This is a genomic window from Hydrogenophaga sp. (genome assembly GCF_031426985.1).
Lineage (GTDB): Bacteria > Pseudomonadota > Gammaproteobacteria > Burkholderiales > Burkholderiaceae_C > Hydrogenophaga.
In genome coordinates this window covers 82,975-96,675 of the sequence record NZ_JASJOY010000050.1, presented here as the reverse complement: position 1 = coordinate 96,675, position 13,701 = coordinate 82,975, and the positions used below count along the sequence as shown (strand labels likewise).

Annotated in this window: 12 protein-coding genes and 1 pseudogene; 3 read left to right on the top strand and 10 right to left on the bottom strand. The window is 61.7% G+C overall.

Going from position 1 to position 13,701, the window contains the following annotated elements:
• Positions 1 to 187 (bottom strand): annotated as a pseudogene (locus RMP09_RS07240) (amidohydrolase); the annotation flags it as partial.
• Between the two features lie 224 nt (positions 188 to 411).
• Here RMP09_RS07240 and RMP09_RS07235 point away from each other — a divergent pair.
• The gene (locus RMP09_RS07235) at positions 412 to 1,458 is read left to right on the top strand and encodes a universal stress protein (protein WP_310565300.1); all 1,047 of its coding nucleotides are present in this window, start codon (positions 412 to 414) and stop codon (positions 1,456 to 1,458) included.
• A 28-nt stretch (positions 1,459 to 1,486) separates the two neighbouring features.
• On the opposite strand, the gene RMP09_RS07230 is transcribed toward RMP09_RS07235, so the two are convergent.
• Positions 1,487 to 2,281 carry a TetR/AcrR family transcriptional regulator gene (locus RMP09_RS07230; protein WP_310565299.1) on the bottom strand — a complete coding sequence of 265 codons (795 nt, stop codon included), beginning with the start codon at positions 2,279 to 2,281 and terminating at the stop codon, positions 1,487 to 1,489.
• 146 nt (positions 2,282 to 2,427) lie between these two features.
• Between RMP09_RS07230 and RMP09_RS07225 the strand changes: the two genes are divergently transcribed.
• Complete coding sequence (locus tag RMP09_RS07225; RefSeq protein WP_310565298.1) at positions 2,428 to 4,059, top strand: ATP-dependent acyl-CoA ligase; 1,632 nt, start codon at positions 2,428 to 2,430, stop codon at positions 4,057 to 4,059.
• Between the two features lie 20 nt (positions 4,060 to 4,079).
• On the opposite strand, the gene RMP09_RS07220 is transcribed toward RMP09_RS07225, so the two are convergent.
• Complete coding sequence (locus RMP09_RS07220; RefSeq protein WP_310565297.1) at positions 4,080 to 4,880, bottom strand: SDR family NAD(P)-dependent oxidoreductase; 801 nt, start codon at positions 4,878 to 4,880, stop codon at positions 4,080 to 4,082.
• A gap of 122 nt (positions 4,881 to 5,002) precedes the next feature.
• Between RMP09_RS07220 and RMP09_RS07215 the strand changes: the two genes are divergently transcribed.
• A complete protein-coding gene (locus tag RMP09_RS07215; protein ID WP_310565296.1) occupies positions 5,003 to 5,743 on the top strand; it encodes a DUF2889 domain-containing protein in 741 nt (246 codons plus the stop codon).
• Between the two features lie 15 nt (positions 5,744 to 5,758).
• On the opposite strand, the gene RMP09_RS07210 is transcribed toward RMP09_RS07215, so the two are convergent.
• The 7 genes from RMP09_RS07210 to RMP09_RS07180 form a co-directional block, all read right to left on the bottom strand.
• A complete protein-coding gene (locus tag RMP09_RS07210; protein ID WP_310565295.1) occupies positions 5,759 to 6,295 on the bottom strand; it encodes a 3-phenylpropionate/cinnamic acid dioxygenase subunit beta in 537 nt (178 codons plus the stop codon).
• Positions 6,296 to 6,345: 50 nt separating this feature from the next.
• Positions 6,346 to 7,746: an aromatic ring-hydroxylating dioxygenase subunit alpha gene (locus tag RMP09_RS07205; RefSeq protein ID WP_310565294.1), complete on the bottom strand. Its 1,401-nt coding sequence runs from the start codon at positions 7,744 to 7,746 to the stop codon at positions 6,346 to 6,348.
• 175 nt (positions 7,747 to 7,921) lie between these two features.
• On the bottom strand, positions 7,922 to 8,848 hold the full coding sequence (locus RMP09_RS07200; RefSeq protein WP_310565293.1) for a zinc-binding dehydrogenase: 927 nt from the start codon (positions 8,846 to 8,848) through the stop codon (positions 7,922 to 7,924).
• 83 nt (positions 8,849 to 8,931) lie between these two features.
• Positions 8,932 to 10,242, bottom strand: coding sequence for an amidohydrolase family protein (locus RMP09_RS07195; RefSeq protein WP_310565292.1), 1,311 nt, complete (start codon positions 10,240 to 10,242; stop codon positions 8,932 to 8,934).
• A gap of 129 nt (positions 10,243 to 10,371) precedes the next feature.
• On the bottom strand, positions 10,372 to 11,652 hold the full coding sequence (locus RMP09_RS07190) for a cytochrome P450 (protein ID WP_310565291.1): 1,281 nt from the start codon (positions 11,650 to 11,652) through the stop codon (positions 10,372 to 10,374).
• A gap of 36 nt (positions 11,653 to 11,688) precedes the next feature.
• Positions 11,689 to 12,258, bottom strand: a complete 570-nt coding sequence (locus RMP09_RS07185; RefSeq protein WP_304834766.1) for an aromatic-ring-hydroxylating dioxygenase subunit beta — start codon at positions 12,256 to 12,258, stop codon at positions 11,689 to 11,691.
• A gap of 37 nt (positions 12,259 to 12,295) precedes the next feature.
• A complete protein-coding gene (locus tag RMP09_RS07180; RefSeq protein WP_310565290.1) occupies positions 12,296 to 13,696 on the bottom strand; it encodes an aromatic ring-hydroxylating dioxygenase subunit alpha in 1,401 nt (466 codons plus the stop codon).
• Positions 13,697 to 13,701 lie beyond the last annotated feature (5 nt).

Below are 13,701 nucleotides of genomic sequence, written 5' to 3'. Positions count from 1 at the left end.
CCTCGACGCTCGGACCATTGCCGGCGCGCACAGCCGCCTTGCGCTCGGGCGAGCCGAGGCGCAGCACCCAGTGGCCGACGCGAAGTTTGACATCGCCGTCCGGATGCCTTTCGAAGAACGGCCCCCAGAACGGGTGCTGGTTGTAGTAACCGGGTAGCGGTGCGTGGGCGTGGAGATCGATCAGCATGGTGGTTCTTTCAGGTTCAGGCGTGGCCAAAGGGGCCGACGCGGATGTCGTTTCGTGTGTCACCGAAGCAGTCGCGGTACATGCCAGACATTCGACATGGGTTTGCGCTGCATCAACGAGATATTAATCAGAAAATGCGATTCTGTTCAAGTTATCGAAAACACTGAGATCACGATCTGACCCGATGCAGGTACTCTGCACACTGTCTTGCATGGAGATTTTTTATGTACAAACACCTGCTGGTTGCCTTGGACGACACCCCACTCGGGGTGACCACCGTGAACCGTTCGCTTGAATTCGCGCGCGCCCTGGGAGCTCGAATCACCTTTTTTTACGCCGCACCCGACCTGACCGCCACCGGCGAAGGTGCCCTGCTGTTTTCCCTCGACCGGCAGGCATTCAGCGACGAGAGCGATATGCCCCGGCATGCGGTGCTGCTCAAAGCGAGCAACGCGGCGAGAATCGGTGGCGTGGTGTGCTCGACAGACGCCAGCATCAGCGACCACCCGGCCCAGGCCATCCTTGACGCGGCACACCGGCATGCCTGCGACCTTCTTTTTGTCAGTTCGCACGGCCGTTTGCCGGGTTTGCGGGGTTGGCTGCACGGCAGTGTGACCCACCGCCTGCTGCAGATCGCCGACCTGCCGGTGCATGTGGCCAGCATAGAGTCGAATGACGATGAGGCCGACGCCAATCGTGCACTCGCCATCGTGCTGGGAGAACATCGCTCCATCGCTGCGGTACTGAATGGACTTCAGCAACTGGACCAAGCCGGGCGCATCAACGGCAAGGCGCCCGATCTGAGGTTGATGCACCTGATGGTCGACTACCTGCGCCAGTGTCCGGCGAAGTTGCACCACCCCAAGGAAGAGACATTCATTTTTCGATTGCTCCGGCAACACACGGGCGAGCACAACGCCGTGCTGGACGAACTGGAGCGGCAGCACACCCTGGAAAACGCGTTGATCGACAGCTTGTCCGACGCCCTGTCCCGGCAGGAGCGCGGACAGCCAGACTCCCAGACGGCCATCAGCGCAGCGGTCCAGCGCCTCAGTGGCGCCATCTGGGAACACATGTCTCTTGAAGAGTCCGTCATTTTCCCGGCAGCCCGTCGCCATCTCTCCAGCGCCGAATGGTCAACGGTCTACCAGGCTTTCTCGGCCCATGAGGACCCGCTGCGTACCCACCCGTCCGAGGTGCCAGTCAAGCAGTTGTTCGCACGCATTGCGACCGCTTTGAGGCAGGACCCGTCAGATCCCTCACCGGAGTGAGGGCCACGCAAGGTGGATGCCGTTCGGGTCAGCGCCGGGCTCGCGGGGAAGCGCCCATCGTCAAGGACTCCACCATCCGTCCGATGCGCCGGGGCACCGTCTTTCGATCCGTGTCACCCGGGACCAGTTGCTCGCTGAGCACGTAGCGGATCATCAGTTCACACACGAGCTCCCGGTCGAGCTTGACGCCAAGACGCGCTTCCCAGGCGTCAAACACCACGGCCAACACATCCTGGAATCTGACGACCGAATCGTGGAAGATGCGCCGAAAAAACCCCAAGGCGTACTCGGGCGCCACAACGAGCAGCCGGCGCGCCCGGCCATGCTCCAGGTAGTGATCCAGATAGCGAACCAGCGCTGCAAAGCGTTCGTCGGGGTCTTCGTAGGCCTCAACGGCTTCGGCCAGTGCCACATGAAACCGTTCCCGTTTGTGTCGTGAGAAAGCATCCAGCAGCTCATCTTGGGACGCAAAGTAGCGGTAGAACGTTCCCCGAGAAACATCAGCCGCCCGGCAGACATCCAGGATAGAGATGCGCTCAGCGCCGGATTCCAACACGATGTTTTCGGTGGCTGCCAGGATGTTCGCAATGGTCTGCTCGGATCGCCGATTGCTGCGCACGCGCCGGACACCTTCCGGCACCACGGCCGCCGGCTTTTTTTCTGGCACCGCGACAGCGGCCAAGGGCTTTTTTGCCACCGATGCAGCAACGACTTTTTTCGCCACTCTGGGACGGGGCTTGCCCTCGGGTTGGGCTTCGGGTTCGGCTTCTACGTCCAAAGCCAGAGCGACTGAGGTTTGTTTCTTCGCACTCTTGAGACTCATTTCCATACTTTCTGAAGGTCGGTGAAGTTGCTGCAGCGGGGCAAAGTCAAGGGTTTACCAGCACATCCGCTGTGAAATCTGCATTTAGAATCTTTATCTATATACAGAATAATCTGTGGCTTTCGTCGCAGTTTGGAGCTTTTCACATGGCAGGCATCGGCAACCCAGACACATGGTCTCTCGGTCAACAGGATACGGTCATTGCAGCGCTTGAACGCGCGGTAGCGAAACACCCCGACCGGGTTCTGCTCGACTTTTCGGGTGAATTTCATACTTACGGTGAGGTGGATCGCCAATCGACCCGCTTGGCCCATTCGTTTGCAGCACTCGGTGTGCAAGCTGGGCAAACCGTGGTGACGATGCTCGACAACAACGTCGACGCGGTGCTCTGCTGGTTCGCCATCAACAAGCTCTGCGCTGTCAGCGTCCCCATCAACACGGCCCTCAAGGGCGAATTTCTGCGCCACCAGATCGCCGATGCCGGAGCAGCATTGGTGGTCTGCGAAGCGAACTACGTCGAACGCATCGCGGCGGTCTCGGATGGGCTGCCGGACGTGAAGCAGGTGCTGACCCGGGGTGAGCCCGGCAACGGACAGTGTGGCACCCTGCCACTGGCACCTCTCAGCGAGCACCAGGGCCATGACGACAGCGCGATCGAGCGCAAACCCAACCCTTGGGAACTGGCTTGCCTGATTTACACCTCGGGTACCACCGGGCCGTCCAAGGGCTGCATGATCAGCTACAACTACATGTGCAACCTGGCGCGCCTGCAACTGCGCGCCGGTCCGGCCAACGAAAACGACGTCACGATCACGCCGCTGCCACTGTTCCACATGAATGCCATGTGCGTGGGCGTGCTGGCGTCGATCCTGGTCGGCGCCCGTGTCGCCTTTGTGCCGCGCTTTTCGGTGTCGAATTTCTGGCCCGAGGTGGAGCGCAGCGGTGCGACCATCGCCTCCATCCTGGGCAGCATGGGCGCCATGCTGGCCAATGCGCCCGACACCGAAGCGGGACAGCGCTGCAAGGGACAGATCCACACGGTGCGTGGCAATCCGTTCACCGAAGAAGTCAAAGCCATCTGGCGCGAACGCTTTGGCGCCAAACAGGTGGGCGGCAATGGCTACGGGCTCACGGAGGCGGCGGTTATCACCTCGCTGGCCGGGGGTGAATACGCAGCGCCCGGCTCGTCGGGCACCCGCATTCCCGACTTCGACGTGCGCATCGTGGACGACCTCGACCGCGAGGTACCGGCCGGGACTTCTGGCGAGATCGTGGTGCGACCACTGCGCCCGGACATCATGTTCATGGGCTACTGGCGCCGTCCGGAAGACACGCTGAAGATCATGCGCAATCTCTGGTTGCACACCGGGGACATTGGCAAGTTCGACGAGCAAGGTTTTTTCTACTTCGTGGACCGCAAGAAGGACTACCTGCGCCGGCGCGGCGAGAACATTTCCAGCTTCGAGATGGAGGCGGCGTTTGCGCGTCATCCGGCCCTCGCTGAAGTCGCGGTGCACGCCGTGCCGTCCGACAAGGGTGAGGATGACGTCAAGGTGACGGCCATGCTGCGCCCCGACATGACGCTGAGTCCCGAAGACCTCTTCCGGTGGGCCATTGACGCGGTGCCTTATTACGCGTTGCCGCGCTACATCGAATTCCGCGACAGCCTCCCGAAGAACCCACAGGGGCGGGTTCTCAAGTACGAACTGCGTGAACAGGGCTGCACGCCGACCACCTGGGATCAGGAGACCAGCGGCATCCAGGTCAAGAAGCGCTGAACCTAGCGCTTCATGGTCCATCAGTATTCACGCACCGGCACATGGGCCGGGCGCGAGTTGTAGCCGGGCAGGTGCAGGCCACCGTCCACATGCATGGTGATCCCGGTCACGAATCGGGCCATCTCCGAGCCCAGAAAAACGACCACAGGCCCGATGTCGAGCTCCGGGTCACCCGACCGCCCCAGCGGCCGAGCGGCGGCTGAGCGTTCGGCAAAACCGGGGATTTCAGCGGCCAGCTTGTGGAAGGTGGCCCCCATAGCGGTCGGCGCGATGGCGTTGCAGGTGATGTTGAAGCGACCCCATTCGGCGGCTGCGCTGCGGGTCAACCCGACCACACCTGATTTGCCCGTGTTGTAGTCCGCGTGTTGCCAAGCGCCAATGTCCACATCGATGGAGGTGAAATTGATGATGCGCCCTCCACCGCGCTGGCGCATGTGCGGCATGGCCGCACGCATCGCCCACCAGCTGGCCCAGACGGTCGAGGTCAAGGTGCGCTCCAGCATCGCGTCCGTCTTGTCCTCCAGCAACACGTTCTCCGAAGGCACAAAGGCGTTGTTGACAAGAATGTCGAGACCTCCAAAGCTGTCCACAGCGGCCTGGATTGAAGCCTCCACACTCTCTTTGCTCAGGACGTCGGTTCGAACGAACAGGGCGCGGGCCCCCATCTGCCGGAGTTCCAACTCGGCCTCGGCCCCCGTCACCGGGTCAAGCTCGGCAATCAGCACCGCGGCGCCCTCTCGCGCAAAGCAGCGAGCGACACCCCTGCCAATGCCACCACCGGCACCTGTGATCAGGGCCACTTTGTCTTTCAGCAGATCCATCGGGTCTCCAAATATATATTGAACATAATTCTATTTATCGTACACTTTAAGACATGGTGTGTCAGCCGGGAAGACGTGAACATCGTGGATTTCCTGCTCGGTAAAAACCCTAGAAAGTCCGCATGCCCCTGTTCCGACGACGCATTCTGATCGCGACCGATCCCATGGAGATCGGCACCAGGTACCGGGCTGCGCTCGAGGACGACTTCCACCATTTCCGGGTTGAACTGGTGGTCCGGAATGGCCTCATCGCTTCACTGCACGCTCAAGCGCCACGCCACCCCTACAGCCTGTGCCCATCTGCGGCAGATCAGCTCCAGCAGCTGGTGGGTACGGTCCCAGCCACCAGTGCACACGCGGTGATGCGCCAGGTCGATGCCAGCCAGCAATGCACCCACATGCTGGAACTCAGTGGTCTGACGGCCGCGGCCGCGGCACGCGGCAAGCAGCAACGGCGCTATGACATCGAGATACCTTTGCGGGTCGACGGGCGCACCCATGCCACCCTGGACCGAGACGGCTCCCGGCTGCTGGCCTGGGATGTCCAGGATCTTGAGATCGAAGGACCGCCACCCTACAGCGGCATCGGTTTGCGCCAGGGCATGGCGCGCTGGGCTCTGAGCCACCTGAGCGAGGACATGGCCGAGGCGGCCCTGGTGTTGCGGCGATGTGCAGTGATTTCCATGGGAAAGAACCGCCCACTCGATGCCCAACGGCATGCAAAACTGAGCGGCGCCTGCTTTGCACAACAGCCTGAACGGGCCCCTCTGGCCCTGCGCCAGGTGGGTTCAACCTGGAACTTCACCTGGCAGCCCGACCAGTTGTGCCGGGACGACCAGGACTGGATCGCCTTCAAGGTCTGAAGGCGATCAACAGGCTCAGAGAAAGATGGCCAGGTTCGGGGTTCCCAGCACAGCCTGATCCAGCAGGATCTCACGGCGCGCCAGCTTGAAGCTCTCGCCATCGACCCGCAGCACATCACGGCGCTCGGCGCTGATCAGATCAAACTCGTCGAAGTTGAAACGGCTGCGCGTCACCAGCAGGTAGCTGCGCACGCTGTATTCCTGGGGCTTGTCGGTCTCTTCAACCAGGACATTGGTCACCAGCCGCCGCGTGCGCGATGGGGGGTCTTCCGCCCAAGCGCTCTTGGTACCGGTGAGGCGGACAATGCGTCCCATCACGGAACGCCAGTCATCGTGGTAATGCTGCATGGTGCGCACCACCGACGCCGCCTGCTGATTCACCGGTCGGGTTTCCCTCAAAGGTGCGGTGTAGATCAGATCCTGGGCCAACGTATCGCCCCATTCCTTGAGGCGAATCTCGTCCAGCAGCCGCGCTTCGACGTACAGGAATTGGAGGATCTGGTTGTAAACAGGCGATCCAATCGGCACCAGGGTGCCTTGGGCTTCACTCATGGAAATCTCCGAAAATGGGGTACGAATTGCGAGGAAGGCTTAAAGGGGGCTCAGACCGTGCCGCCCATGAGCTGGCGCCAATACATCCACCAGTGCCACTGCGTATCGTCCTTGGTGAAGCCCTCGTTGACGATGCCGGGGCCGGGCCAGCCTTCGGGGGCACCGGTTTCGTAGACCGCCTGGTACTTCAGCGTCGCCTTCTTGCCCTGTGCGCCCTTCGCAGCCAGGGTCATGTGAGGCCAGGTATCGGAGTCGTCCTGCTCAACCATGCCCGATGTGCCAAAAAGCTGGATGGTCTGCCTGAGCATCTTGTCGCGAAGTTCCTGCGGCGCATCCTTCTCCGCGAAGATCCAGTTCACGAACTCCAGCTTGTCGGGCCCCTTCGGCACGTAGGCGTGCATGGTCATCGAGCCGACCACCGTGCCATCGGCCTGGGGGATGTAGACAAAGCCAAACAGCACGTTCGGGAAAATGCCACCGACCTGCGGGGGCATGCTGGTCTGCACCTTCAGCTGTTCAGGGGTGAGGTTGCGTTTGAGTTGCTCGACCATGTCCTTGGTCATGCCGGCCGGTGGCAAGGCGTTGAGCTTTTCGTCCACGCTGAGCACATCGGGGTCCAGCCCCGTCATGCGGCGGATCTTTCGCCCCAGATCGATGCAGCGCAACGCATGGCCATGGGGAGAGCTCACTTCCACGCCGTACATCTCTGGGCTCAGATCACCGCCGCCGCCCTCACCCTCACCCTTCTTGGAGTAATTGCCGACCTCGCCGAGCCAGCGGTGCAGGGTCAGCGTGTGGTACCCGTCGGCGGCCGATTGCTCGCCGGCAGCCTTCCAGTTGGCGCGAACCGTGAAGCGTTGCGGCGGACCCAGCACTTCCATGCCTTTGTCCGTGCGTTTGAAAAGAATGTCGTAGTACCACTTGGCATCGCCGAGAAAGTCATCAAACGAAGGCCCGTCGATGTTCCAGGTCGCAAAGATCAGCCCACCATACAGCGTGACCCGGGCTTTCTTCAACCCCAGTTGCTCCTTGCTCATCATCTTGCCGTGCATCGTCTCCTTCTCGACCGGCGCACCGAGAAAGGCACCGTTCGGGCGGAATGCCCAACCGTGGTAGATGCAGGTGTGAATCTGGGTGTTGCCCGCATCCAGGGTTGAAACCCGCATGCCGCGGTGCGAACACAGGTTGAGCAGCACGTGGACCTCGCCCGACTTGTCCCGCGTGACCAGCACCGAGTCGGAACCCATGTCGCGGGTGATGAAATCGCCGGAGTTCGGAATCTCCGATTCGTGACCGAGGAATACCCAGATCTTGCCGAAGATCTGTTCCATCTCCATCTCGTAGAGCTCGGGATCCGAGAGCGCGCGCATCTGCACCTCCCGGGTGGCGACATTGACCAGGTCAGAGACCTTGGTTCCATCGGAAAGTGTGAGGTGTGTCGGGCTCAGCATGCGCGTCTCCTTCATCTGTTAAGCAGCGGTGAAGACTTAATATAAACAATTCATCCAACTGTGTACATATAAAGCCCCTCGTATTTGCAAAATGCGGCAAAAAACAAGGGTTAACACCAATCTTCTACCCCACTCATTGCCCTGCTGCTGGATCAGCCCATCCACAGCATGCGCATCAGCCGCGAAAGGAAGCCGTGATCTTGGCATGTGGCCCCGCCACCTGTGCCGCCCAGGCATCAGGCATCTGATCGAAGCGGTAACCCACATGGTCGAAGGTGATCTGGTGCTCACGCGCCAGCTGCAAGAGCCTGCGCCAGGTGGCTTCGCGATCGCTCGGCGAACGCTGGCCGGTGCCCACACAGCTGAGCGTTCTGAACAGCAGATCGGCGATGTTGAGCTGGATGTCGCGCCCGGCACCGGTGCCGATGGTGAGGATGCGTGCCCCCCAGCGTGTGGCCTTCAGGGCGGCGAGCAGGGGCGGTCCACAGACGCCATCGAGCACCACGTCGAAGCCCTCCCCCGCCACGGCCTTGAGGGCTGCGGCATCGTCGTCGCTGCCCAGCGCCACCACGGCATCGGCCAGGCCACGCGCGCGCAGGCGTTCCAGCGCGGCCGCATCTCGGGCCGCTCCCACCACACGACCCGCCCCCAGGATGCGCGCGAGCTGAAGCGCGATCTGCCCCAGCGTTCCGGTCGCGCCGAGGATCAACACGTTCTCGCCGGGCTTGATAGCGGCCTGCTCCAGCGGCAGCAGCGCGCCCGTGCCCGCGATGCCCATGGTGATGGCGAGCACATCGTCCACATCGTCGGGCACGTCCCACACCTCTTCGGTCGGCACCAGGGTTTGCTCGGCCCAGGCGCCAAAGGGCGCCACCGAGCGCTCACCAAAATAGACCCGGCGCCCATCCGGCGCACGGCCGACTCCCTCGCCACGAATGACGCACGGGAACTGCACCCCCAGACGGTAGGCGCCCAGAACGTCCCAGCCTCCCAGTCCGGCGGTGTCGACCTTGATCAAGGTCGCGCCCTCGCGTGCTTGCGGAGCAGGAAAGTCCTGCAGGACCGGTCCCAGGCCGCGCTCGGTGATGACAGCGGCGCGCATCATGCGACCTCCTGAGGTTCAAGGTGCCAGGCATCGACCTGACCCGGCCCATCGTTGGTTTGTTTCATCGGGTGCTCCTGGGGTTACAGCGCGGTTTCGGCATCCGCATCGGCAAACATCCTGTTGATGTCGCCCGAAGTCACCGGCTTGCCAGCCACACGCACCGGCTTGGCGCCCCCCATGCCCAGCATGGGTTCCACACTCACGTGCTGGGCCTGCGCCCGCAGCGCGCCCACCGTGCAGTTCTCGCGTCCCAGAATCGAGAACGGGTCGTAGGAGAACTCCCGCATGGCATTGAGGTGGCCGATCTTGTCGATCTGCACATCGGTCAGGTGCTGGGTCTGGGCATGGAAGATCTCCGGCGAACCCGGCCAGGTGCAGTCGGAGTGCGGGTAGTCGCATTCCCAGGTCACCTTGTCTTCACCGATGTCGGCCAGATTGCGAAGACCAAATTCGTCTTCTATGAAGCAGGTGATGATGTGCTTTCTGAAAACATCACTGGGCTTTCCGCCGCCAAAGTCGGTGTTGGTCCACTCGTGGTGGTGCCGGTAGGTGAAGTCGGCGCGCTCGAGCAGATAGGGAATCCACCCGATGCTGCCCTCGGACAAGGCCATGCGCAGGTTGGGGTATTTCTTCCACATGGGTGCCCAGATCCAGTCGGCGGCCGAGTTGGCGATCGAGATCGGCATCGAGGTGATCCAGGCATCGATCGGCGTGAGATCCGAGGCATGCTCGGCCTTGACGCCGGTACCGATGTGGCAGCAGATCACGACGTCGTTGTCCGCGCAGGCCTGCCATACCGGGTCCCAGTGGTCAGAGTGGATCGACGGGAATCCGTGCAGTGCCGGGTTGTCCGAGAGCGAAATCGCGTGAACGCCTAGTTTCGCCATGCGCCGGATTTCCTGAGCCGCCAACGCACCGTCCCACCAGGGAATCAGACTCAGTGGAATGAACCGACCCGGTGCGGCATTGCACCAATCGTGCAGGTGCCAGTCGTTGTACGCCTGGATGGCGGCAAACGAGACCTCCCGCGCGTCCTTGTACTGCTGGAAGCGTTGACCCGCGAAACCGGGAAAGGTCGGAAAGCAGATCGACCCGAGAACGCCGTTGGCGTTCATGTCCTCGACACGGGCTTTGATATCCCAGGTACCGCGGCGCATGTGCTCATAACCCAGAGGCTCCATGCCGTATTCGTCCTTGGGCCGACCCACCACCGAGTTCAGACCCATATAGCCCGTGGCACGGCCTTCAAAGACCCAGACATCGCGGCCCTTGCTTTGCACCACCTTGGGCTCGCGACCCTTGAATTTGGCTGGCATGTGGCGGTCAAAAGCACCGCGCGGTTCAATCGCGTGGTCGTCCACGCTGACAAGAATGAGGTCGTCGAGTTTCATGAGGGTCTCCAGATCAAAGGAATGTGCCGAGGTGTGGGGGCCTGATCACCGGTGGGTCGATCAGGGTGTCGATGGCGTGTTCGTCAAAGTCGACGACCGTTGGAACGCCACGTTTCATGGTCAGGGTCTTCAGTCCCAAATCACGGGAACCGAGGAAGCGCCGCGCAACATGCTGCCGGCGATCACGGGCGCGGGGCGATCCGGGTCGAGTCGAACGTTGGGGAACAGGTCGAGCACCGCATTGATGGCGATGGACAGTTCCATCTTTGCCAGGTACTGGCCGATGCACATGTGCGGGCCGAAGCCGAAGGTGAAGGACGGCTTCTGGCGGCGATCGATGTCAAAGGTGTCGCTGTTGTCGAAGACCTCTTCGTCGCGGTTGGCCGAAGCGACCACGCACTGCACCATCGCATCCTTGGGAATCTGCACACCACGGATCTCGACATCGCGAACAGCCTGGCGCACCTTGACCGTGGACACCGGCTCGAAGCGCACGCTCTCGTCGATCAGTTTGGCCACCAGGCTGCGATCGTTGCGAACCCGCTCGACCAAAGCAGGGCGCTGCAACAGCAGCGTCATGATCGAGCTGAAGGTGCGGGTGGTGGTTTCACCGCCGGCGGCCACCATCGAGCGAGCGAAGGTCGTGATCTCGTGGTCATCGAGCTTGCGACCCTCGAACTCGGCACGCAACAGGCGGCAAACCAGGTCGTCACCGGGCGCACCTTCGGCGCGGCGGCGTTTGACCAGCGCCATCACGGCCTCGTACAAGGTGTTGGTGGCCTTCATGGCGCGTTCGCGGGATGCCGCCTCTTCGGTCGGGTCGAGCTTGGGACCGGCCAGCACGGTCAGTCCCATCGCCGCGTACTCGTAAAAGTTGCCCAGCTCTTCGTCCGGAAAACCGATCAGTCCGTAGATGACCCGGATCGGGAAGTACAGGGCAAAGTCCATCAGGTCGGCGCGCTTGTCCGGCACCAGTGGCAGGATGAATTCGTCGCGAATCTGGTGTTCGATGGCGGTGCGCCATGGCAGCACCGCGTCGGGTGCGAACACCGGCTGCAAAAGCCCGCGGGCCTTGCGGTGCGCTTCACCGTCCATGGCCGTGATGACCAGCCCATCGGCACTGAAAAAGCTACCGAAGCCCTTGGCCATGAAGCGGCTGTTGAAGGTGGCGGAATCCTGCAGCACGGTCTTGACATCGTTGTACTTGAACAGGGTGAAGGTCGGGTGGCCGTGGTTGGCGCCCGCATGGGTGGGCACGCCGATGCTGTTCATGAAGTCGCCGGTCGCGACCGGCGTTTTCGCGCGCCTGTCGCGGCACGCCGCATACAGGTCGATGTCGGTTCCACGGTAGTTGGCCGACAGTGCTGCGAACGCTTGTTCGAGCTTTTCGGAGCGGTAGGTGGTGGTCATTTCTTGATCCTGATCAGCAGAGGGTGGGAGGACAGATCAAAGGAAGATGCCCAAGTTGGGCGTTCCGAGCACGGATTGGTCGATCAGGACCTCGCGCCGCGCCAACTGCAGGGTGTCTCCGTCCTTGCGCAACACGTCGTGCCGGTCACAGGGGATGAGGTCAAAGTAGTCGAAGTCGAACCGGTTCCGGGTGAGCAGCATGTAGCTCTGCACCTTGAATTCATTCGGCTTTTCGGTTCTGTAGACACGCACGTTGCTGACCAAGCGGCGCGTACGCGACGGCGGGTCTTCGCACCAAGCACTGCGGGTCTCCGTGATGCGGCGCACGCGCAGCATCAACGACGCGTGGTTGTCGTGCATGTGCTGGACCGTGCGGATGATGGTGCCGTCCTGCATGCGCACGGGCCGTGTCAAGCGCTGGGGAACGTTGTATTCAATGTCCTGCGCCAGAAGTTGGCTCCATTCGGCAAAGCGAAGCTCATCGAGCATTTCGGCTTCATCAATGAGGAACTCAACGCATTCGTTGTACAACGGGCTGCCGACGGGCAGGCGGTTGCTGCGCACGGTAGGTGGCAAGGGTGTGGGTTCGAGCAAATGGGCAAGCATGGTGATCTCCTGGTGATGTGGGGCTGGCATGGGCAACTCAAGACGCCTGAGTCATCAGTTCGTGCCAGTACTGCCAGAAGCTCCAGTTGGTGTCGTCCTTGGTAAAGCCGCTGCCCACATGGCCGGGACCGGGCCAACCATCGGGCTTGCCGGTCTCATATTTCGCCTGGTACTTCAGCGTGATGTTCCTGCTCATGGCGCCCTTGGACACGATGGTCTGGTGCGGCCAGGTGTCGGAGTCGTCCTGCTCGACCATGCCGGAGGTGCCCAGCAACTGGCAGGAAATTCGCAGCATGGCGGCCTTCTGTTCGGGCGGTGTGTCTTTCTCCGCCAGGATCCAGTTCATGAACATGAACTTGTCCGGCCCCAAGGGCACATAGGTGTGCAGTGCCATCGCGCCGGTCACTTTGCCGTCGGCCGTGGGCAGGTAGATGAACTCGAACAGGCCGTTGGGGAAAAAGTTGCCCACCTGCGGCGGGTTGGAGCTCATCACCCGGACCTGCTCGGGCGAGAGGCGGCTCACCACGTCGGGAATCATCTCCGGTGTCAAACCCGGGGGTGGCAGCACGGCCAGCTTCTGCTCGGGTGTCAGCTCGGACGGGTCCTGGCCGGTGATGCGACGCACCTTGCGATCCAGATCGATGCAGCGCATGGTGTGGCCGTGGTCGGTCCAGACTTCAACACCGTACATCTCCGGGGTCAGGTCAGCACCGCCGCCCTCCGCACCGGGCTTCTTCGCGTAAGGGCCGATCTCCCCCAGCCAGCGGTGCAAGGTCAGCGTGTGATAGCCGTCGCAAGCCCCCTGCTCAGCCGCAGTCTTCCAGTTGGCCTTGATGATGAAGCGTTGCGGCGGGCCCAGCACTTCCATGCCCTTGGTGGTGCGGCACCACATGGTGTCGTAGTAAAACTTGGCATCGCCCAGGAATTCGTCAAACGACGGACCTTCGATGTTCCAGGTGGCGAAGATCATGCCGCCATAGATCGCCACACGGGCTTTGGTCAATGAGAGCTCTGCCTTGCTCATCATCTTCCCGTGCATGCACTCTTTATCGACGGGTGCACCAATGAAGTCACCGTTGGGCTTGAAGGCCCAGCCGTGGTAAATGCACATGTGGGCCTGCGTATTGCCCATGTCCAGGGTGGACACCTTCATGCCCCGGTGGGTACAGGCGTTGAGCACCACATGCACCGAGCCTTCGCGGTCGCGCGTGACAAGGACCGAGTCCGATCCCATGTCCCGCTGAACAAAATCACCCGAGTTGGGTATTTCCGTCTCGTGGGCCAGAAATACCCACGTCTTGGCGAAGATTTTTTCCATCTCGAGCTGGTACAGCTCGGTATCGGACAAAACCCGCATCTTCACTTCACGGGTGTCCAGGTTGATGAGGTCCGAGATCTTGGTTCCATCGGCCAACACCGGATTGCTACGCGTCAACATATCAG

What these genes read in the sequence shown, in the direction of transcription:
- RMP09_RS07225 (WP_310565298.1), top strand. Translation starts at nt 2,428, where the DNA reads ATGGCAGGCATCGGCAACCCAGACACATGGTCTCTCGGTCAACAGGAT.
- RMP09_RS07190 (WP_310565291.1), bottom strand. Translation starts at nt 11,652, where the DNA reads ATGACCACCACCTACCGCTCCGAAAAGCTCGAACAAGCGTTCGCAGCA.
- RMP09_RS07195 (WP_310565292.1), bottom strand. Translation starts at nt 10,242, where the DNA reads ATGAAACTCGACGACCTCATTCTTGTCAGCGTGGACGACCACGCGATT.
- RMP09_RS07230 (WP_310565299.1), bottom strand. Translation starts at nt 2,281, where the DNA reads ATGAGTCTCAAGAGTGCGAAGAAACAAACCTCAGTCGCTCTGGCTTTG.
- RMP09_RS07235 (WP_310565300.1), top strand. Translation starts at nt 412, where the DNA reads ATGTACAAACACCTGCTGGTTGCCTTGGACGACACCCCACTCGGGGTG.
- RMP09_RS07220 (WP_310565297.1), bottom strand. Translation starts at nt 4,880, where the DNA reads ATGGATCTGCTGAAAGACAAAGTGGCCCTGATCACAGGTGCCGGTGGT.
- RMP09_RS07180 (WP_310565290.1), bottom strand. Translation starts at nt 13,696, where the DNA reads ATGTTGACGCGTAGCAATCCGGTGTTGGCCGATGGAACCAAGATCTCG.
- RMP09_RS07210 (WP_310565295.1), bottom strand. Translation starts at nt 6,295, where the DNA reads ATGAGTGAAGCCCAAGGCACCCTGGTGCCGATTGGATCGCCTGTTTAC.
- RMP09_RS07185 (WP_304834766.1), bottom strand. Translation starts at nt 12,258, where the DNA reads ATGCTTGCCCATTTGCTCGAACCCACACCCTTGCCACCTACCGTGCGC.
- RMP09_RS07200 (WP_310565293.1), bottom strand. Translation starts at nt 8,848, where the DNA reads ATGCGCGCCGCTGTCATCACCGAGCGCGGCCTGGGACCGGTCCTGCAG.
- RMP09_RS07215 (WP_310565296.1), top strand. Translation starts at nt 5,003, where the DNA reads ATGCCCCTGTTCCGACGACGCATTCTGATCGCGACCGATCCCATGGAG.
- RMP09_RS07205 (WP_310565294.1), bottom strand. Translation starts at nt 7,746, where the DNA reads ATGCTGAGCCCGACACACCTCACACTTTCCGATGGAACCAAGGTCTCT.